The sequence below is a fragment of the Psychrobacter sp. CX90 genome (genome assembly GCF_057396305.2).
Window position 1 is genome coordinate 3,068,194 of the sequence record NZ_CM182008.1, and the last position, 20,902, is coordinate 3,089,095.

Annotated in this window: 21 protein-coding genes; 18 read left to right on the forward strand and 3 right to left on the reverse strand. The window is 39.0% G+C overall.

Features of this window, described 5'->3' with window-relative positions:
- Positions 1 to 2: 2 nt before the first annotated feature.
- Entirely contained in the window at positions 3 to 704 is a 702-nt protein-coding gene (locus tag AC2SLN_RS12270; protein WP_486530617.1) for a metal ABC transporter ATP-binding protein, read from the reverse strand.
- Positions 705 to 970: 266 nt separating this feature from the next.
- Positions 971 to 1,588: a transcriptional repressor gene (locus tag AC2SLN_RS12275; RefSeq protein ID WP_486549826.1), complete on the reverse strand. Its 618-nt coding sequence runs from the start codon at positions 1,586 to 1,588 to the stop codon at positions 971 to 973.
- Between the two features lie 246 nt (positions 1,589 to 1,834).
- On the opposite strand from AC2SLN_RS12275, the gene AC2SLN_RS12280 reads away from it, so the two are divergent.
- The 13 genes from AC2SLN_RS12280 (at position 1,835) to AC2SLN_RS12340 (ending at position 14,596) form a co-directional block, all read left to right on the forward strand.
- A complete protein-coding gene (locus AC2SLN_RS12280) occupies positions 1,835 to 2,842 on the forward strand; it encodes a metal ABC transporter solute-binding protein, Zn/Mn family (RefSeq protein ID WP_486549825.1) in 1,008 nt (335 codons plus the stop codon).
- A gap of 263 nt (positions 2,843 to 3,105) precedes the next feature.
- Positions 3,106 to 3,552, forward strand: coding sequence for an ATP synthase subunit I (locus tag AC2SLN_RS12285; protein ID WP_495057375.1), 447 nt, complete (start codon positions 3,106 to 3,108; stop codon positions 3,550 to 3,552).
- A 329-nt stretch (positions 3,553 to 3,881) separates the two neighbouring features.
- Positions 3,882 to 4,748 (forward strand): F0F1 ATP synthase subunit A, encoded by an 867-nt coding sequence (gene atpB, locus AC2SLN_RS12290; RefSeq protein WP_486549822.1) that lies wholly within the window; start codon positions 3,882 to 3,884, stop codon positions 4,746 to 4,748.
- Between the two features lie 34 nt (positions 4,749 to 4,782).
- Positions 4,783 to 5,028 (forward strand): F0F1 ATP synthase subunit C, encoded by a 246-nt coding sequence (gene atpE / locus AC2SLN_RS12295; protein WP_096065249.1) that lies wholly within the window; start codon positions 4,783 to 4,785, stop codon positions 5,026 to 5,028.
- A gap of 109 nt (positions 5,029 to 5,137) precedes the next feature.
- On the forward strand, positions 5,138 to 5,608 hold the full coding sequence (locus tag AC2SLN_RS12300) for a F0F1 ATP synthase subunit B (RefSeq protein WP_486549820.1): 471 nt from the start codon (positions 5,138 to 5,140) through the stop codon (positions 5,606 to 5,608).
- A gap of 255 nt (positions 5,609 to 5,863) precedes the next feature.
- Positions 5,864 to 6,484, forward strand: a complete 621-nt coding sequence (locus AC2SLN_RS12305; RefSeq protein WP_486549819.1) for a F0F1 ATP synthase subunit delta — start codon at positions 5,864 to 5,866, stop codon at positions 6,482 to 6,484.
- Between the two features lie 228 nt (positions 6,485 to 6,712).
- Positions 6,713 to 8,257 carry a F0F1 ATP synthase subunit alpha gene (atpA, locus tag AC2SLN_RS12310; protein ID WP_486549817.1) on the forward strand — a complete coding sequence of 515 codons (1,545 nt, stop codon included), beginning with the start codon at positions 6,713 to 6,715 and terminating at the stop codon, positions 8,255 to 8,257.
- Between the two features lie 91 nt (positions 8,258 to 8,348).
- Entirely contained in the window at positions 8,349 to 9,227 is an 879-nt protein-coding gene (atpG, locus tag AC2SLN_RS12315) for a F0F1 ATP synthase subunit gamma (protein ID WP_486530549.1), read from the forward strand.
- 51 nt (positions 9,228 to 9,278) lie between these two features.
- The gene (atpD, locus tag AC2SLN_RS12320; protein WP_486549815.1) at positions 9,279 to 10,706 is read left to right on the forward strand and encodes a F0F1 ATP synthase subunit beta; all 1,428 of its coding nucleotides are present in this window, start codon (positions 9,279 to 9,281) and stop codon (positions 10,704 to 10,706) included.
- Between the two features lie 143 nt (positions 10,707 to 10,849).
- Positions 10,850 to 11,266, forward strand: coding sequence for a F0F1 ATP synthase subunit epsilon (locus AC2SLN_RS12325; protein WP_486530547.1), 417 nt, complete (start codon positions 10,850 to 10,852; stop codon positions 11,264 to 11,266).
- A gap of 289 nt (positions 11,267 to 11,555) precedes the next feature.
- Positions 11,556 to 12,272, forward strand: coding sequence for a response regulator (locus tag AC2SLN_RS12330; protein ID WP_486530546.1), 717 nt, complete (start codon positions 11,556 to 11,558; stop codon positions 12,270 to 12,272).
- 321 nt (positions 12,273 to 12,593) lie between these two features.
- Entirely contained in the window at positions 12,594 to 14,288 is a 1,695-nt protein-coding gene (locus tag AC2SLN_RS12335) for an ATP-binding protein (protein WP_486530545.1), read from the forward strand.
- 128 nt (positions 14,289 to 14,416) lie between these two features.
- A complete protein-coding gene (locus AC2SLN_RS12340; protein WP_486530544.1) occupies positions 14,417 to 14,596 on the forward strand; it encodes a hypothetical protein in 180 nt (59 codons plus the stop codon).
- A 47-nt stretch (positions 14,597 to 14,643) separates the two neighbouring features.
- On the opposite strand, the gene AC2SLN_RS12345 is transcribed toward AC2SLN_RS12340, so the two are convergent.
- A complete protein-coding gene (locus tag AC2SLN_RS12345; protein WP_486549813.1) occupies positions 14,644 to 16,080 on the reverse strand; it encodes an ATP-binding protein in 1,437 nt (478 codons plus the stop codon).
- A gap of 109 nt (positions 16,081 to 16,189) precedes the next feature.
- Here AC2SLN_RS12345 and rpsP point away from each other — a divergent pair, with 109 nt between their 5' ends.
- The 5 genes from rpsP to AC2SLN_RS12370 all read left to right on the forward strand — a co-directional run bounded on the left by rpsP (position 16,190) and on the right by AC2SLN_RS12370 (position 20,697).
- Positions 16,190 to 16,453, forward strand: a complete 264-nt coding sequence (rpsP, locus tag AC2SLN_RS12350; RefSeq protein ID WP_486549811.1) for a 30S ribosomal protein S16 — start codon at positions 16,190 to 16,192, stop codon at positions 16,451 to 16,453.
- 130 nt (positions 16,454 to 16,583) lie between these two features.
- Positions 16,584 to 17,114: a ribosome maturation factor RimM gene (gene rimM / locus AC2SLN_RS12355; RefSeq protein WP_486549809.1), complete on the forward strand. Its 531-nt coding sequence runs from the start codon at positions 16,584 to 16,586 to the stop codon at positions 17,112 to 17,114.
- A gap of 73 nt (positions 17,115 to 17,187) precedes the next feature.
- Positions 17,188 to 17,949 (forward strand): tRNA (guanosine(37)-N1)-methyltransferase TrmD, encoded by a 762-nt coding sequence (trmD, locus tag AC2SLN_RS12360; RefSeq protein WP_486549909.1) that lies wholly within the window; start codon positions 17,188 to 17,190, stop codon positions 17,947 to 17,949.
- Positions 17,950 to 18,218: 269 nt separating this feature from the next.
- A complete protein-coding gene (gene rplS / locus AC2SLN_RS12365; RefSeq protein ID WP_486530540.1) occupies positions 18,219 to 18,641 on the forward strand; it encodes a 50S ribosomal protein L19 in 423 nt (140 codons plus the stop codon).
- 547 nt (positions 18,642 to 19,188) lie between these two features.
- On the forward strand, positions 19,189 to 20,697 hold the full coding sequence (locus AC2SLN_RS12370) for a DUF3360 family protein (RefSeq protein ID WP_486549907.1): 1,509 nt from the start codon (positions 19,189 to 19,191) through the stop codon (positions 20,695 to 20,697).
- The last annotated feature ends 205 nt before the right edge of the window (positions 20,698 to 20,902 follow it).

The following is a 20,902-nucleotide window of genomic DNA, read 5'->3' on the forward strand; positions in this document are numbered from 1 at the left end:
AATCAGCTATCACAAGTTACCGTATGTTGGCAGTCGTGTGGCTTATGGATATAAGGTTGCGCATACTGGCGCCCAAATAGTAGTTTGAATTCTTCTGATACCTCAAGCTTGCTGGGTTGCCCTTCGCAGCAGATATGCTTATTTAAGCAGATTACCCGTCTACTACCACGCATTACCCAATGTAGATCATGGGATACTACTACCATTGCGCACTGCAAAAAGTCAGGCAAATCGTCAATGAATTCGTAAAGCCAACGTTCACTTTCAGGATCCAGCCCCTGCATTGGCTCGTCCAATATCAGAAGATTCGGTTTGCCAAGCAATGAGCGGGCAAGGAGAATACGCTGAGTCTCTCCACCAGACAGGTGTATAACCTGCTGTTTTAATAATGGCTGGATGGATAGACTATCATAGAGCAAAGCTTGTTGCGACTTAGTAAGCTTCATGTTTACTTGAGCCAATAAGTCCTCAACTCTAAGTGGCAATATAGCTGGCACCGAAAATTTTTGTGGAACATAGCCAATAGTTAGCTCTGGATGGCGCGTTAACTTACCTGTAGTTGGGGTAAGTAAACCTAGCATCAGCTTCATTAAAGTTGACTTTCCAGCACCATTTGGTCCAATAACAGTCATTTTTTCATAAGGGTGGATGTCTAGACTGATATTGGTCAGTAGGTCTTTACTCTGCTGCAACGTTAAATGCATAGTACTATCACTATCACTATCAATCTTACTAGATGCTAAATCTATACTGCCTTTATTGGAGCGCGCGCTATTAAGCCAGTGCTTAGGTCGTAAGCGTTTAGCTTTAAAGTGTTGATTAATCGAAAAGCCCACAGAATGTAGACTCATTATTGGAGTGGCTTGAGGATTTGAAGTGGATTCAGAGTTAAATAGTGTGTGACTAGCATAGCTGCTGGTATCAGATCCTGCATCTTGTGGTGGATTTTGAAGTGAAATGACGGTCATTTTTATGCCTCCAAAGACACTTTCGGATTGGGTAAGCAGCGCTGACAGATGCCTTTTAGCTCCATGACACTTTGCTCAACTCGGAATCCAATTTCCTGATTGACGTAACTTACTATATCACCGACAGGGAGGTTGCTACATTCTTGTACCCGTTGGCAGTTTTTACACATCAAAAATACTGCATTGTGTAGTTCTCTAGGATGGCAACAGGGTACAAAGGCATTTATTGACGTTAACTGATGTATAAAACCAAGGTTGAGCAAAAAATCGAGTGTCCTATAGATTGTAGGAGGCGCAACCAGTTTGGCTTTGTGGCCTTCTGCTTGTTCACGATTAGCCTGCAAGCTTTGAATAAGATCATAGGCGCCAATGGGTTTATCTGATTGTAAAATGAGTTTATAAACATTTTGCCTTAAGGGGGTAAATCGTGCTCCCTGTGCTTGACACAGTTGTTCGGCTTTATTTAGTCTATTTTCAATTGCGGGCTCGGTTAGCGCATGAACATCGTGTAAGTGAAATAAGTCATCATTATCTGATTGATCGCAAGATAAGTGAGTGCAATAAGCTGTACCACCTGAATGTTGGTGCTCATTTAGACTTAACTGTAATTCATTAGACATATTTAACCTCAGTGCACTATTCAAATCGTCTGTCATTAATATTATATGTAACACTTTTTATATCGGTAGGCAGATAAACATAAAATACAGCTATAAAGCTTGCTAAAAATAATAAAAGTTATATTATAACATATCTTTACTCTAAGTCATTTAAGCGCTCAGACTAGCATTCGTATATTGAGAAGGATGTATTTTCAATAATCTATCTTAAATCTTACTTACCACACAACTTATTAAGAGACCACGATGTTAATACTAACCTTTAAAAATAAAAAAAAATTTAAAAGCAGAAAGCAGTATACCAACTCTTCTCTAGTACTTATCAATTTGACCAAAAAAATCAAAATGGGATTTTCTGTTTCTGTTCTAAGTTTAACAGTTAGCCTTCTACCATCACTGGCTAGTGCAAACTCACATAAGGCCACTAGTTTAGCAGAAGTTCCCAGTTATATTAGCGCCAAAACAGAAGTCGCAGTGAGTAACTATCCGCTTTTTTTACTGAGTGAAGCGGTAACTAAAGGAGCACCATCAGCGAAACTGCTACTTGATGCAGGAGATATAGGCCATCATGGTAGCCTGAGTCCTGGCGATATGAAAACAGTGAGTGATAGTCGCTATGTGGTTTGGTTTGGTAAAGACTTAGAAACCAACTTGGTTAAGCCGTTTACCAAAAGTCCGAATACAATTGCCTTGTTTGATTTGAAAGGTTTCAAAAAATTACCTTTTCGAGATATTCAAGGTCATCCAATCAAGGGGACACTAGATCCTCATATTTGGTTAGATCCAGACAATGCTAAAGCTATTACTCGAGCGTTAGGTGCTATATATAGCCGAGCCAATCCAAAATACAAAGAGATATATGCCAAAAATGTGAGAACTTTTGCCATCAAAATGGATGCCGCTGTACAGCAAGTACATCAATCGTCTAATACCCCATCAAAAAAAGTACCTTATTGGGCGTATCATGATGCCTTTCAATATATCGAAGCAACCTTGAATCTAGATATGGTAGGCGCATTAACCGCTGATCATCACTTACCACCTAAGGCCAGTCAATTTCGTTGGTTAAAGAAAACGCGACCACAACAAAACATGTGTATTGTATTACAATCCGATAGTAATAAAGGGGTATTGAGTAAACTCAAGCCTATACGTAGCAGTATACAGCAAGAGGATATGAGTAATTCAGAGGATTTTATTACAGGATGGTTATCCATAGCGCTTGATATTAATAAATGTGTTCAAAACCATTAAACGGACAGTAAAATCGACTCAATTATAAATAGCGAAGCATTTTATAAACAAGTGCGATAGATATAATATTGTCTAAAAGCACAAATAGACAACAATCATTGCTTATCTATGTGTTTTTATCTCTATAAATATAGCTGCTGCAATAGAGTGTTAGTGTAGTGGCCCTTAATTAAATGAATAAAATTGCAATATCGATAAGTTTTATCTTGCTTTAGTGATAAGCCATGTCTATAATGGTCGGCGTTTTGTGTTGTAGAAATGTTATGTTACCTGACTCGAATTCGGCACCTAGATTACCCCTAAGGGCATCCGAAAGGAAGCAACAGCAACGGCTGAATTTGCGAAAGCAAGCAAGATTTAGATCAATAGGGTTACTGTTTATTATTTTTATAACATGGCTTCTTGATATCTCTTATTTTAAAAGCGGACTGCAATACACAAAAAGCATTGTAATAGGAGCAACTTTAAACTGGTTATCACAAGCTATATTCGCATCGTTTATATTTAAATATTCAGGCGCCATCCAAACGAGGGGAGTAGTAAACCAACTCTATGTTGGTCAACTTGTAAAGTGGCTCATATTGATAATAGGGTTTAGTATTGTTTTTATGTCCCCTTATCGCATCTCTGCTGGTGCAGTAATAAGTGGTTTTATAATGATGCAAATTTGTTATTTTATAAGTTTATGGTTGGTGCGCATAAAATATTAAAAACATATGAGATGATTTGACACCTTAGTTACAGTTAATGCTATTATATCCAACATTAAATAAACAGAAATTAGCATAATCAAAACGTTTTAAACTTATATCTTTTATATACATAGCAAAAAAAGTGAAGGTTTTCTTTACACTTTTATAAAGCTGCATTAAGATATGCATTCATTCTAAGTTCCAGATATTTTTAGCAAAAAGTATTAATTGATAGGTTGCGAAGATTTAAAAACCTAAAAGCTTAATGTAATACTTTAATAAACTACACCTTTGTATTTTTTGCTAAAAATTTATGGTTAACTCAATACTTATAAGAAGCTAAGATTATGGCAGCTGAAATAACCTCATCTGATTATATTGCTCACCATTTAACAAATTGGACGTATGGGTACTTACCCGGCGAAGGATGGACAGTAGCACATACTGCTGCAGAAGCTAAGGCAATGGGCTTTTATGCCATCCACTTAGACTCAATGTTATGGTCTATAGGACTAGGTATTTTATTTTGTACCATTTTTTGGTTAGTTGCTAAAAAGGCCACGTCAAATGTACCTGGAAGATTGCAGTCAGCTGTAGAGTTAATTGTAGAATTTGTTGACACTAATGTGCGTGATTCCTATAGCGGAAACTCGAAGCTGATAGCACCCTTAGCGTTGACTATATTTGTATGGATATTCCTAATGAATTTGATGGATTTAATTCCCATCGACTACATACCGGTATTGGCGCAGAAGATAGGTGCAGCAATGGGGCATGACCCACATCATGTGTACATGAAAATTGTACCCAGTACTGATCCAAACGTTACGCTAGGAATGTCATTCTCAGTATTTGCATTAATTATATACTATAGTATTAAAGAGAAAGGGCTTGGTGGATTTATGGGCGAGTTGACCTTGCATCCATTTAGTGCCAAGAACCCAATTGCAAAAATAATTTTAATCCCAATCAATTTCATCCTCGAATTTGTTACGCTTATTGCTAAACCAATCTCACTTGGTTTGCGTTTGTTTGGTAACATGTATGCTGGTGAATTGATATTTGTGTTGATTGCCTTAATGCCATTTTGGATTCAGTGGGCACTATCAGTACCGTGGGCGATATTTCACATTTTAGTTATTACCCTTCAGGCGTTCGTATTTATGATGCTTACGATAGTTTATCTATCATTGGCGTCACAAACCGAACATTAATTACAGTTTTTCACAGGTAAATGAGGATACATCAATGGATCCAGTATTAGGTGGTTACACAGTTATCGCAGTTGCATTATTAATCGGTCTAGGGGCTCTAGGCACTGGTATTGGTTTTGCTATCTTAGGCGGTAAATTTCTTGAAGGCGTAGCACGTCAACCAGAGCTTGGTTCACAACTTCAAACTCGTATGTTCATTGTGGCCGGTCTTCTTGATGCGGTTCCAATGATTGGTGTTGGTATTGCGATGTTATTATTATTCGCCAACCCTCTAGCTTAATTTAAACATCAGTGACCCCTGTTGGCCATTCTTAGAGAGTTAAACTTTAATATAAAGACTAGCTTGAATGGTCAATTATACTGATTTTTATAAATAAAGAGGTGATCGTGTGAATATCAATCTAACCATTATCGGTCAGTCCATTGCGTTTGCAATTTTTGTTATATTTTGCATGAAATTCGTATGGCCTTTGTTGATAGGTGCTATTAATGAACGTCAGAAAAAAATCTCTGAAGGTCTTAATGCAGCTGAAAAAGCGAAAGCTGATTTAGCAAGCGCTGAGCAGTCAGTTGAGCAAGAACTTGCTTCTGCAAAAGTTAAAGCTGCTGCCTTAATTGATCAGGCAAATAAAAGCGCTAACCAACTCATCGAAGAAGCAAAACTTCAAGCTCAAATTGAAGGTGAACGTATCCGCCAGCAAGCACGTGAATCAATTGATCTTGAGATTAATCAAGCTCGTGAAAGTCTACGTGTACAAGTTTCCGAACTTGCTGTATTAGGTGCTGAGCAAATTTTGCAAGAAAAAGTTGATGAACAGAAGCATGCTGATATGTTAAATCAATTAGCTGCTAAGCTGTAATCATAATTTTCTGCTCAATAAGACAGTTGAATCAGCGACCTTAATTTTAAGATTAGTGATTTTAGGCTAATTTACCACGGTTACATAAGTGAGTATCGAGGCCAAATCTTATTAAGGATGATGATAAAGTCTGTGTAAGATAAATATCGATTATTTCAAATGTTTATTTTATAGCGATCCTATTTATAGTCATCCTAGTTTTGAATTATCTTCGTTTAAGTAATGTATACACAGAGTATGTGCTAAGAGGACATAATGGCTGAATTATCTACACTAGCGAGACCCTACGCCAAGGCAGCATTTGATTATGCTAATGAGAACTCAGCTATTGGGGAGTGGGAAGGCTTCTTAGTTGTCGCAAGTAGCGTGGTTAGTGATTCTGCCTTTGAGAAAATGCTTGAAAATCCCGCTATTTCCGCTCAAAGTAAAGTGGATGCTCTGATTAGTATCTATGACGAACAGGTAGCGACTACTGAAGCAACTCCTTTCAAGGCTATGCTATCTAATGCTAAACGAGAAAATAGTTTAACAGAGGTGCTTCCAGTAGCGTCGACATCTATTAAGAACTTCGTTCAGCAGCTTGCTGAACATGAACGTCTAAGCTTACTGCCACAGATTCACGAGCAGTTTAGTTTGTATCGTTCGAATGCTCTTAAGCAAGTTAATGCTTACATCACATCTGCATATCCATTGACTGATTCACAAAAAGTATCCCTTCAAAAGCAACTTGAAGAGTCATTAAATGCTGACGTGATTTTACATGAAGATGTAGACCCATCGCTAATAGCAGGTGCCACAATTAAAATTGGCGACAAACTAGTTGACGATTCAATACGTGGCAAATTAAAACAGTTAAAAACACAGCTAACGGCTTAACCCCTAATTTGCAATAGTAGCAGATTATGAAACTTATCTAATACGATACATTTTGTAATGTGTATTGTTTTAGATAGATTCACTTAAATACATAGTTTACACATAACAACGCATTTATTTTCACTATATTTTTTTCACTATAATAATGGTAATCATAAACCTGTATAGTAAATTAAGCTAAGAAACTGGCGAGTAAGCAGGCAATCACAAATTAAAGGAAACAAGGCAATGCAACAATTGAATCCAGCAGAAATCAGTCAACTGATTAAGCAGCGTATTCAAGACCTTGATACAGGTGCAACCTCTAAAAACGAAGGCACCATTGTCAAAGTATCTGATGGTATTGTTCAGATTCATGGTCTTGAAGATGCAATGTACGGTGAGATGATTGAGTTTGAAGGTGATGTCTATGGTATGGCATTGAACCTTGAGCAAGACTCCGTCGGTGCGGTTGTTTTGGGTGATTTTCTAAGCCTTCAAGAGGGTCAAAAAGCTTACTGTACTGGTCGTATTTTAGAAGTTCCAGTAGGTCCTGAACTATTGGGACGTGTCGTAGATGCGTTAGGTAATCCAATCGATGGTAAAGGCCCAATCAATGCAAAGTTAACTGATAAAGTAGAAAAAATTGCCCCTGGGGTAATTGCCCGCCAATCGGTTGACCAACCTGTAATGACAGGTTATAAAGCTGTCGATACTATGATTCCAATTGGGCGTGGTCAACGTGAACTTATCATTGGCGACCGCCAGACAGGTAAAACAGCTCTGGCAATTGATTCGATTATTGCTCAGAAAGCTTCTGGTATTAAATGTGTGTATGTCGCAATCGGTCAAAAACGTTCTACAATTGCAAACGTAGTGCGTAAGCTTGAGGAATCAGGTGCTTTAGAATATACGACCGTTGTTGTCGCTTCTGCTTCTGAACCAGCTGCTCTACAGTATATAGCCCCATATTCCGGTTGTACAATGGGTGAATATTTTCGTGACCGTGGTGAAGATGCCCTAATTGTTTATGATGATTTATCTAAACAAGCTGTTGCTTATCGCCAAATTTCATTACTATTGCGTCGTCCACCAGGACGTGAAGCTTATCCAGGCGATGTGTTCTATCTTCATTCACGTTTATTAGAACGCGCCTCTCGAGTGAATGCAGACTATGTTGAAGAGTTTACTAAAGGTGAAGTGAAAGGCAAAACAGGGTCTTTAACTGCATTACCAATTATTGAAACTCAAGCAGGTGACGTTTCTGCTTTCGTACCTACTAACGTAATTTCTATTACTGATGGGCAGATTTTCTTAGAATCTAGCTTATTCAACTCAGGCATACGACCTGCTGTTAATGCTGGTATTTCAGTATCACGTGTGGGCGGTGCTGCGCAAACTAAAATTATTAAAAAGCTATCTGGTGGTATCCGTACTGCTCTAGCTCAGTATCGTGAATTAGCAGCTTTTGCTCAGTTTGCCTCAGATCTTGATGATGCGACTAAAGCTCAACTTGATCATGGTGAGCGTGTAACCGAGCTTATGAAACAAAAGCAGTATCAACCAATGTCAGTGGCTGAACAAGCGGCGGTTATATATGCTTCTAATGAAGGTTTCCTAGCGGATATTCCAGTTGAAAGAATCGGTGCATGGGAAGATGCTTATTTACGCTATATGCATGATGAGCAAGCTGAGTTGATGAATGAAATTAATACAACTGCAAATTACAATGATGACATCGCAGGTCGTTTGAAAGCTTCAGTTGAGACATTTTTACAGAATCATACATATTAAATGGGCATGTGATTAGTTAAGCACTGATCACATATGCAATGATATGTATAATAAATAATCCTCATTTAAACCCCGCCGAATTGGAATGGATATGGCAAGTTTAAAAGAAATTCGCGCTAAAGTTACCAGCATTAAAAGTACGCAGAAAATCACGCGTGCGATGCAGATGGTTGCTGCCAGTAAAATGCGCCGTGCTCAAGAACGTATGGAAGTTGGCCGTCCTTATGCTGAAAATATGCGCCGTGTTGTATCGCATTTGGTTAAAGCATCTTCAGAATACAAGCATCCCTATATGACTGATCGGGCAGTGAACCGTGTCGGTTATATTTTAGTTACCTCAGATCGAGGTCTTGCGGGTGGGCTTAATATTAACCTTTTTAAGAAGTTAATGTACCATTTAAAAGACTACCAAAACCAGTCTGTAGACGCAGAATTTGCAGTAGTCGGTTCAAAGGGTGTGAGCTTTTTTAAAACTTTTGGTGGCAAAGTAACTTCTGCAGTAACTGATTATGGAGATAATCCAACTTTTGAACAATTGAACTCTCCAGTACAAGCGATGCTTGATGACTATTCTAAGGGTCATTTAGATCGTATTTATATTGTTTACAACAAGTTTGTAAATGCTATGACGCAACAACCTACTGTAAATCAGCTTGTGCCATTACCTGATGAAGCTATTGATACAAAATCAGGTGTTCAAACTGAGATAAATTGGGATTATATTTACGAGCCAGATGCCAAAACTCTTGTTGATGGTCTTCTTGGAAGGTATATTGAATCAATCGTTTATCAAGCCGTGATGGAAAATATTGCCTCTGAACAGTCAGCACGTATGGTAGCGATGAAAGCTGCCACTGATAATGCTGGCGAACTCATCGACGATTTACAGTTAGTTTATAACAAGCTGCGTCAGGCGGCAATTACCCGAGAAATTTCGGAGATTGTTGGCGGTGCTGCTGCTGTTTCCTAATTGACCCACTTATTTTAGAAGCCCATATTTTAGAAGTTCAAGGAGAACGCCATGAGTAGCGGTCGTATAGTACAGATTATTGGCGCAGTTATTGACGTCGAGTTTAACCGCACTGACGTGCCACAAATTTATGAAGCATTACTTGTAGACGGTACCGATACAACATTAGAAGTTCAGCAACAGCTGGGTGATGGTGTTGTACGTACCATCGCAATGGGATCTACCGAAGGTCTTAAACGCGGGCTACCAGTGTCTAGCACGGGTGCCCCGATTACTGTTCCTGTCGGTGAAGCAACACTAGGCCGAATTATGGATGTACTTGGTCGTCCAATCGATGAGCAAGGCCCTGTGAATTCAGAAGATCATTGGTCTATTCATCGTCAAGCGCCTTCATATGATGAACAGGCAAATAGTACTGATCTTTTAGAGACTGGTATTAAAGTTATTGACTTGCTTTGTCCGTTTGCTAAAGGGGGTAAAGTAGGGTTATTCGGTGGTGCCGGCGTTGGTAAAACCGTCAATATGATGGAATTAATCAATAATATTGCACTTAAGCACTCAGGTTTGTCAGTGTTTGCGGGTGTGGGTGAACGTACTCGTGAAGGTAATGACTTTTATCACGAGATGCAGGAAGCCGGCGTTGTAGATGTTGAAAACTTTACTAACTCTAAAGTTGCAATGGTATATGGTCAGATGAATGAGCCACCAGGTAACCGTTTACGTGTTGCTTTGACTGGCTTAACCATGGCGGAATATTTCCGAGATCAAAAAGACGAAAATGGTAAAGGTAAAGACGTACTATTATTCGTTGATAACATCTACCGTTATACATTAGCAGGTACTGAGGTATCAGCACTGTTAGGGCGTATGCCATCTGCGGTAGGTTATCAGCCTACATTGGCCGAAGAGATGGGAGTTTTGCAAGAACGTATTACGTCCACTCAGACGGGTTCTATTACGTCTATTCAAGCTGTATATGTACCCGCGGATGATTTAACCGACCCATCACCAGCGACAACGTTTGCTCACTTAGATGCAACCGTTGTATTGAGTCGTGATATCGCTTCGCAAGGTATTTACCCTGCGATTGATCCACTTGATTCTACGTCACGTCAGCTTGATCCTCTAGTGATTGGTGAAGAGCATTATTCAGTAGCACGTGGTGTTCAGGAAGTTTTACAGCGTTATAAAGAGCTTAAAGATATCATCGCTATTCTAGGTATGGATGAGCTATCTGAAGAAGATAAGATGGTGGTATACCGAGCTCGTAAAATTCAGCGCTTCTTATCACAACCTTTTCACGTTGCTGAAGTATTCACTGGTGCACCAGGTAAATACGTAACTTTACGGGATACTATTTCTAGCTTCCGAGATATTTTGGATGGGAAATATGATGATTTACCAGAACAAGCATTTTACATGGCTGGTAGTATAGAAGAAGTTGTCGCTAAAGCGGAAAAAATGAAGTCGGCTGCTTAATTATCAATTATAGTAGCTAATTAAAACGTATAAGCTTGATTGATTTGAGTCTTGATTGGCAAGATTATACCTATTTTAGATTTTGTTGAATTTTTAAGTGATACTTCTATTATTAAGATAATGAGTTTATAACGGAGAGTCGCATGGCAACCTTACAGTGCCGAGTTGTTAGTGCTCGTGAAGAGATATATGCTGGCGAAATTAGTATGTTAATTGCGACAGGTAGTGAGGGTGAAGTAGGTATTTTGGCTGGTCATACGCCACTTATAACACTTCTGAAACCAGGTTCGATGCGCATTCAAACTGCTGATGGAAATGAAGAAGTAATTTATGTATCAGGTGGCGTTCTTGAGGTTCAGCCTAAGCTAGTAACGGTGCTTGCAGATACAGCTGAGCGAGCTCACGATTTAGATGAGTCCAAAATCATGGCTGCTCGTAAAGAAGCAGAGCAGCAACTTGCGAATCAAACAGACAGCGTTCAAACGAGCGCTGCTTTGGCATCTCTTGCAGAGTCCGTTGCTCAGTTGCAGACATTAAGAAAGTATCGCAACCGTGCATAGAGTTTTGTAAATCTTATATAACTTTTAGTATGTAATATACAAATAATTAGACAGCCTATATTAGGCTGTTTTTTTATGTGTTAATATTACTTAATAATAAAAATCTGCTTATACATGAACTATGTTTGTAATATAATTTATAAGCAAACTGTATTATTTCAGAAAGTTGAAAATAAGTTTGATGAAATTATGTTTTTCTGGTTTAGGTCTTCTATCCTATTTAGTAGTTCTGAAGACAGTGTACCTATTTGACTATTGTTACTTTATAAAAATATTTGAGGAAGTTTAAATGTCTAATGTCGAAGAAGAGTTAAGCCCAAGAATACTTATTGTAGAAGATGATGAACGCCTTGCTATGCTAACCCAAGACTATTTAATAAAAAACGGTCTTGACGTGGCTATTGAAACAGATGGTAATCGTGCGATACGTCGAATCGTCAATGAGCAGCCAGATTTGGTTGTTTTGGATGTGATGCTACCTGGTAGTGATGGATTAACAGTATGCCGAGAAGTTAGACCTCATTATCATAACCCAATACTCATGCTAACCGCACGTACTGAAGATATGGATCAAGTACTTGGTTTAGAAATGGGTGCAGATGATTATGTCGCTAAGCCCGCCCAACCTAGAGTTTTGTTAGCACGTATTCGGGCCTTATTACGTCGATCTGATAGTGCCCCTTCTGAGGAAGTACCGCAGCGCTTGGAGTTTGGGGAGCTTGTTATTGATAATGGAGGTCGTTCTGTTACTCTCAATGAGGAGCTAGTCGATTTCACTAGTGCAGAATATGATTTATTATGGTTGCTAGCTTCTAATGCAGGTCGCATTTTATCCAGAGAAGATATATTTGAGCGTTTACGTGGTATTGAATATGATGGTCAAGATCGTTCTATTGATGTCCGGATCTCTCGTATTCGTCCTAAAATCGGCGACGACCCAGAAAATCCCAAACGTATTAAAACAGTACGCAGTAAAGGGTATCTATTTGTAAAAGAAGGTAATTAGTCGTTTTAGTTCAACGATTAGCGTCTCTTTATCAAATTGTTTATTTCAAGTAAAAGCCAGTATCGCACTGGCTTTTGTCTTATCAATAAGTAGTGTTTTAACTATTAATTTTACTGTCTGGGTTGGTATTTTGAGCTTTTAATTAATAATATCAGTAATAGAAGTAATAATCGTGGATATAGTAGAAGGATAATAATTGTTAGAATCTTCAAGCAGTGTTTATGCGATTCTTTGAATTTCGCGCCAAAGCTGAGCAGGACATATAGGCTTAATCTATAACTTAAGGTAAACTAGTATTAAATTATTTTGGTTATTCAACTCATGCCATTTTTATCGTCATTAAAACATAGTATCTTTTTAAGGATATATGCTGGACTGCTACTCGTATGTCTTTTTGTTGCTTTATTTGCACAACTATTAGTAGATACCATTAATAAAGAGCGTATCCAAGCTTATCGTGAAAATATGGCAAGTGGTGCCCTATATTTAGTAAGCTCAGGTTTGGAGCAACAGCCTTCAGATATACAACGCCAGTATTGGTTGAATGATGTGAGCCGCTTGTTTGGTAATAGTTTTAGTATCCAACCATCAAAGAGTATCGACTTTACAGCCAGTGAGTTAAAAAGACTCGAAAGTAAAAAGACGGTTGTACGTTATGTTAGCCAGCCAACGCCATATGCTGATATATTTCATCCCATTGAAAACGAGGACAATATTGTTACCGTTCGCATGACAAAGGTAACTGAGCAACAAGTGCGTGCAATGGCAGTGTTACTGCTTAACGATCTATCTTACTTTGAAACTGTTGAAGCAAAAAAACAACGCTTGGCGCAAATTTCTGAGAAATTTGCTTTTCCATTAAGCCTTGAAAAAACCACAGACATGGATCTTGATGATGATCAAATGCGTCGTCTGTTGCGAGATGAAGTGGTTATACTGTTTCGTGACAGTGCCAGCACAGAGAATTCAGCCATCAAAATTATTGCCCCCTCTAAGATTGAAAATATGGTTGTTTTGATAGGCCCTGTTAGTCTTTTTAAATGGTTTCCGTTTAATTTGATAATCAGCGTGGTACTCATCAGTATGTTTTTGATAAGCTTGGGTGTTTACGCACTAATTTTTCCATTAGAGCGTAAATTGCAACTTATTCAGTCAGGTGTGAATGAAGTAGGCGATGGTAATCTGGATACGCGTGTGCAAGTCGTGGGTCAGGATGAAATTGCTCAGTTAGCGGCTACTTTTAATGCCATGACCGCCCACATTAAACGTTTGATTGAGTCGCAGCGTGAGCTAACACGAGCGGTGTCGCATGAGTTACGTACACCAGTTGCTCGTATTAGGTTTGCTGTAGATATGTTGGCTGATACAGAAGACGCTGATTCACGACAAATGCAGAAAGACTATATTGATGAAGATATTGAGTCATTAAATGGACTTATTGATGAAATTTTAACCTATGCTAAATTAGAAGAAGGTTCTCCTAAGCTTGATCTTGAGTCAGTTAATCTACGCGATTTAGTAGAGCAAATTGTTCGAGAAACCAATGCGCTTGGTAAACCGGTTAATGTCGTAGGGTTACCCCCTCCACCAAAAGTTACAGCATTCGCTGATAAACGTTATTTACACCGGGTAGTGCAAAATTTAGCTGGCAATGCATTACGTTATGCGGATTCAAAAATTCTTATTAGTGCAGGTGTAAATAAGGGTGAAGCATTTGTATGTGTCGAAGATGATGGTCAAGGTATTGCAGAAGAAGATAGAGACAAAGTTTTTGTACCTTTTGCAAGGTTAGATGATAGCAGAACTAGAGCCTCTGGGGGATATGGTTTAGGACTATCTATTGTTTCACGTATTGCGTTTTGGTTTAATGGGGAAATGAGTGTAGATGAAAGTCCAAGCTTAGGTGGCGCAAGATTTATTATGCGTTGGCCAATCCGCCCCTTAGCAAATACAATCTCTGCAGATCCCTTGACTCAAGAAAAAGGTATGCGTAAGCTGATTGATGATGTGTCTTAAAAAAGTTTAAGCTATATGGTTTATACCTTTAACCAGTGTAGCCTTGGCTTAACATAGGGGTTTTTGGTATAGCATAGCCAATTTGTCTTAGCTTTTAAACTCTCACTCTATCTTAGAATGGAAAAAAAATGCCATATTTATTTTTGGGTTTAGTAATAATAAACATTATAGTGTTAGGGTACTTTACCTTTTTGTATGAGCCTAAACCAACCTCAAGCGTTTTAGAGGCAGAAGAAAATCTCATTGCCCCTATCGACTTTGAGAACACCTCCTCTAGTGTACCTCCCCTAATAGGCACTAAAGACTAATTCTACAGGTACGCTATTTATTTAACTATAATTAGTTTTTTCTAATTTTAGTCATGCTCATTAATAGCAGTATAAGTACCAGTTTGAGATATCAAGGGAATTCGTACACATACTTGCAGCCCGCCCTCTGGATGATTTCTAGCGTCAACACTACCATGATGAAGTTCAGCAATACGACTTACAATGGCTAATCCTAAGCCACTACCTTGCGTGGTTCTGGCAGACTCCCCACGTTCAAACGGTTGCATAATACGCTCTAGTTGATCGTTTGCAACTCCTGGTCCGCAATCACGTACACAAATAATTAGCTGATCTTTAGCTGAACGCATCACATTAGGTGTTGATACAGTTTCCTCTTCATCACTTATTTTTTCATCAGAAATAAATGTCGGCTCAATGGTTGCTGAGAGGTAGATGGGTGGTTTCCCATATCGCTGAGCATTAACCACAAGGTTAATGATTAATCGTTTGATTGAAAGCGGTCGTACGGGCACTTGTACAACATTGTGTGTTTGATAAACAAACTCTAAAGGGGCAAATTGCACCATGACTTCTTTAAAAATAGAGTCTAGGTTTGTCAACCTTACAGGTTCATCTGAGCCGTCTTTCATGAAAGAGATGAACTGCTCAAGGATGGCATTCATGTCCTCAATATCATATATTAAACCTTCACGCAAAAATTCGTCAGGTAGCATTTCAGCGGTCAGTCGCATACGGGTTAATGGAGTGCGTAAATCGTGCGAAATACCCGCTAGCATAATAGTACGCTCTTTTTGGGATTGACTTAGGGTAGTGAAAAGACGGTTGAATGCCATGTTGACTCGTCTTATTTCAGTGGTCCCTTTGCGTGTGGGTAGGGTGGTAGCGCTACCTAAATTGATATAGTTGGTGGCCGCTTGCTGTAGTTTACGTAAGGGACGGTTTAATTGGCGAACTAAAAGCAGAATCGTGACCAGTGTAAATATAGGGATACCTAATATAAAGAAGATAAGCGAACTGGGGCTATACTGAGCATAGAAGATAACAGGCTCACGTATCCAGTAATTAGTTGTGCCAGAATCTTGAATCCAAAGCTGTGGAGTGGGTTTGAATTTAAAATAAACAGTTGTTTCTCGACCAATCTGCTTGCTAATTTCTTCTTCTAAGATATTTGTAAAGAAGCCTGCAACTGCCTTTTTAGAAACATCTGGGAAATGTTTAGGATCTTCCACAACGGCAATATGATTATGATTTAAAATCCAATTTAATACTTCAGGATTGGTTTTCCAACGCTCACGGGTGGCTTGCACAAGTTTGAGCTCAGTTGCGAGATATCGAGCATGATTTTGAAGTTCAGGTAAATATAGACTACGCCAAAAAAACCAAATAGACACCACCACACTTAAAATAACAATGAGCATGACTGATATGGTCGTTTGCCAAGTATTAGAGCGTGGGATAAGACGTAAATTTGGCCAAAAAGATGTCAAAAAAGAAGATTTCATAAACATATCGTTTTATAGTTAAAAATTAGTTGAACTAGAGGTTCCCAATTATATTATATTCTGATATAATTATGCCCTTTTTGGTATACCTACGGATGAGAGAAATCAAATGGTTGTTATACGTTTAGCACGGGGCGGTGCCAAAAAACGCCCATTCTACCAAGTTGTTGTTGCAGATCAGCGTCGTTCACGCGATGGCCGCTACATCAAAAACATTGGCTTTTATAACCCACTAGCTAAAGGTCAAGATGTGCCTTTACGTTTAGACCTAGAAGCTTACAATGAATGGATCGAGAAAGGTGCACAGCCTTCGGATCGAGTTAAGGCATTGGTAAAAAGCTATAAGATAGAAGCAGCAACAGAAACTGCTTAATATTTAACTTGGGATTGTATCTCATTTTAGAGCAAGTTGTTTCTTTTAGCAGTGATATCTTTTAGTAATACCTGTTTTAATGATACATGCCTGTTTTAATCATATATGATAGATAGTGCAGCAAATACTTATGAATGCACCTAGTGCTGACAGTCTAGTTAAAATAGCAACGCTAAAAAAACCTTACGGCATAAAAGGTTGGTTATGGGTTTATAGTGAAACTGAAAACCATGACATTATTTTTGATATGCAGCCGTGGTGGATGAAAACAGCGAGTGGCTTTAAACCGCTTACTGTGAGTAATTGGCGTCGTCAAGGATCGGGTCTTGTTGCGCAGTTTGAACAAATCGCTGATCGCAACATGGCTGAGATTATGAACGGTGTCAGTGTTTGGGTTGCTAAAGACGCTTTTCCTGAAGCAGCTGATGATGAATACTACCTGTCTGAATTAATTGGACTTAGGGTGGTCAATAAGCAAGATGAGTGTTTAGGCACATTCAAAGAGCTATTTGAGACTGGCGCGCACGAAGTAATGGTTATTAAACCAAGCGCAGACAGTATTGATGATGAAGAACGCTTGATTCCATGGCATAAGCAGACAATTGATGGTATTGATTTGGACAGGGGTCAATTAACTGTAGATTGGGAACGTGATTTTTAATTCCCATACTTTAAGTCGTATTCGTTGTCGTTTACAGACTTGATTGATGACTAAGGTTGGCTGGAAAGATAAAATGTATTTTGCGGTCATCACAATTTTACCGGAGATGTTTAAATCTATTACAGATTACGGCATTACTGGTCGAGCAGTACATCATAAACAAGTCTTTATTGACTGTATTAACCCTAGAGACTTTACCACAGATAATTATCGCCGTATTGATGAACGCCCCTTTGGAGGCGGACCCGGTATGGTCATGATGGCAGAACCTCTGGTTAAAGCCATTAATTATGCTAAAGACCAAGCAAAAAAGCATGGTTGTACGGTTGATGCTCAGCACTGCCCAGTAATTTATTTATCTCCGCAAGGTCGTATTTTAGACGAAAGTGTGGTGATATCATTTAACAAGCTTGATGGCATGATTTTATTGTGTGGTCGTTACGAGGGTATTGATGAACGATTGCTAATCCAGCATGTTGATATGGAAGTTTCCATTGGAGACTATGTGTTAACAGGTGGAGAGCTCCCTGCAATGGTTTTGATGGATAGCGTTATTCGTCGATTACCCAATGTAATGGGCGATGCGAAATCTGCTGAGCAAGATTCGTTTGTTGATGGACTTCTTGATTGTCCCCATTACACAAAACCTCATCAGTTTGGAGGCTTAGGCGTTCCAGAAGTGTTGTTGTCTGGTCATCATGCTAATATTGCGAAATGGCGTTTTATACAACAAGTGAAACGCACCAAGTTGCGCCGTCCTGATTTATGGGAGAAGTTTAACCCTACCCCAGATCAGAAAAAATTGCTTAAGCAGGCTAAAAGCGAGATAGAGTAAATTGTGAGTATGCCTCTTTGATATCTTGCTGGCTATATATTAAATATTTATTATCCAGAGATATTGCTAACTAATTTAGATTAGTTAGTGACTATATTATTAATCACCTTATTAGATTAGATGTCATTGATTATGACATGTGAGTTTAAAAAATTATTAGATTCTATTATTCCCGTTTCCTTATGTCGCCAATATTAAGCGTATAAGGCAATTACTATAAACGGGTGGCATGCGTGGAGCCTCTGTCATCCCATGTGAGGAGCATTCTCATGAGCAACGTACATCCATTAGTACAAGCAGTTGAAACTTCTCAACTACGTGAACATCCAAAATTTTCTTCTGGAGATACCGTAGTTGTCCAAGTTAAAGTACGCGAAGGTGACCGCGAGCGTCTTCAAGCATTTGAAGGTGTGGTTATTGCGAAACGTAATCGCGGTTTAAACTCTGCCTTTACTGTGCGTAAAATATCCAGTGGTATTGGCGTAGAGCGTGCTTTCCAATTGCATTCGCCAATTATTGATAGCATTGAAGTGAAACGTCGTGGTGCTGTTCGCCGTGCGAAACTTTACTACTTGCGTGAGCGTTCTGGTAAATCTGCGCGTATTCGTGAAAAGCTGGCTTACCGCTCATCTGAAAAGCCTAAAACTGACGCTGGTGTTCCAGACGCAGTTGAAACAGCTCCAGGTATTTAAGCTTAGCCGCTTCTTTTACCTATGTAATCTATTAGCTATAGATTAATCAGCTTGTGGCTATTAAAACTAAGACCCCCACCCTTTATACAAGGTTGGGGGTCTTTTGTGTGATGGTTGATATTTTGCCTATACAACGACCTAGCATAACTAACTACCTTGTTAAAACGGCTAGCTTTTGATGATATTGGACTTAGCACATTGATACATTAAACATTTGATTATGTAGTCAGCGAACTACTAAACGGTTACGGTGTTAACCTCGTTAAGCCTACTCCAGTAGTACTTGCACTCGGTTGCCTTGTAACCATTTTAGACTTCTTTGACTATAGTATTTTAGTCTACTTAAGGATTAATATTACAATAAGGGTAAGTGGCTAATTTTTATCAGTTTTTAATTTAGGCTCGTAATTTTGGGGATGTTGACTTAAAATAAGCGCCTTATAATGGTACCAAATGTGCAAATTGAGGCTTTCGATTATATTAATCTTTGATGGTTATCATGGAGGATCTCGCATTTGCAAAAGGAGGTAAAATGAATAATAGCCAAATGTCTAATTCAGAGAGTTATCAACAATCCCTTGCTATTAACAATGATATATCGTTAGTGGACGAGTATAAGGAACTGCATAAACCTAGCTCAAGTTTTGATAGCCGTGATGCTTATTTAAATCACGAGTTGCAGATTATGCAACCAAAGCGCTGGAAACCGAACCTCCCTTTTCGTGATTATCGTTTTGAGTTTGAAGATACGATTCCTGCCTTAGCAGCGACGATTGGTAAAATTGTAATGGTGGGCGCAATTGCAGCAACATTTGCTGGCGCATTAGATTTAAATAATGCATTTATATTGGAAAACGTACGATATGAGTTGCTTATCGTTTCTTTATTTATTGTCTTATTTTCAGGTTTTTTATTACCGACAGCCAACCTAGCGGGAACGCACGGTCCACTCATACCTTTGATTCCTATTGTGGTACTTGCGGGTGGCCACCCAATGGCTTTTGGCTTGTTGATTGGTCTATTTGGTCTGTTACTTGCAATAAGTAAAGGGGGCAGCTTACTTGCAAACTTAACCAGTAAAGGGGTATGCGGTGGTTTATTACTTTACCTCGGCTTTATTGGAACAACTGGTCAAGTAAAAAAACTACTAACTTGGTCAGAAAGCATAGGTTTATCGCATATAGCCTTTGTGGTAATTCTAGGAACAATCATATTGTATGCCATTTTAGAACACTTTAATAAGCGTTGGCTTGCCGTACCTTTAAGCTGTTTATTAGGAGGTGGAAGCGCATTCTTACTAGGTGCTCCTTTCAATTTTGTGACAGCACCAGGTATGCCTCATATGAGCCCTGCTTATTGGTGGGGCGACAATACAGGTTGGATGCTGGGGTTACCAAGTTTAGAGAGCTTTATCGTTGTATTACCATTTGCAATCTTAGCAGTGGCTATGTGGTCCCCAGACTTTTTGGGTCATCAAGTCTTTCAAAAAATTAGTTATCCAGAACGTACTGAAAAAGTTGTAATGAATATTGATGACACCATGGTCAGTACTTCTTTTCGTCAGGTGGTGGGGTCTGCACTAGGTGGTGCAAACTTTGCTTCATCTTGGGGTACCTATATTGTGCCGGCTGCTATTGCTAAACGTCCGATTCCTGCAGGTGCGATTTTGACGGCACTTTTTTGCGTGGTAGCTTCTATATGGGGGTACCCAATGGACTTGGCTATCTGGGAGCCTGTCATGTGTGTGGCGCTGATTGTGGGTGTATTCATTCCGTTACTTGAAGCTGGGATGGAAATGACACGTGAAGGAAAAACGACACAGTCTGCCGCTATTGTAGTATTTGCCTCAGCATTGGTTAATCCTGCATTTGGTTGGTCGCTCACGGTACTGCTTGATAACTTAGGCTTGATTGGCTCAAAAGAGCGAAGCGCTAATCTAACTAAAATGAGCCGCTGGATTATACCGGCAGCTATGTTCATCTTATTGACTGTCGTCATGGCCATGGTAGGAATGTTACCAGGTATCCCAGCGCTATTAGAGAGTTTCAGCAAATAAATAATGACGTTGTGTTTATTGAGATTATTCAGATGAATGAAATCAAGCTAAATGTCATAAAGCCAGCCTTGTGCTGGCTTTTTTAACTTGTAATTGGCTACTCATCCCCCATTAATAAATAATCTATACCTAATTTTGGCGTTATCATAGTCAAAGTAATTCTAAATGGTTGCGGGCTTAACCTCGTTTGCTTTACAACTGTACT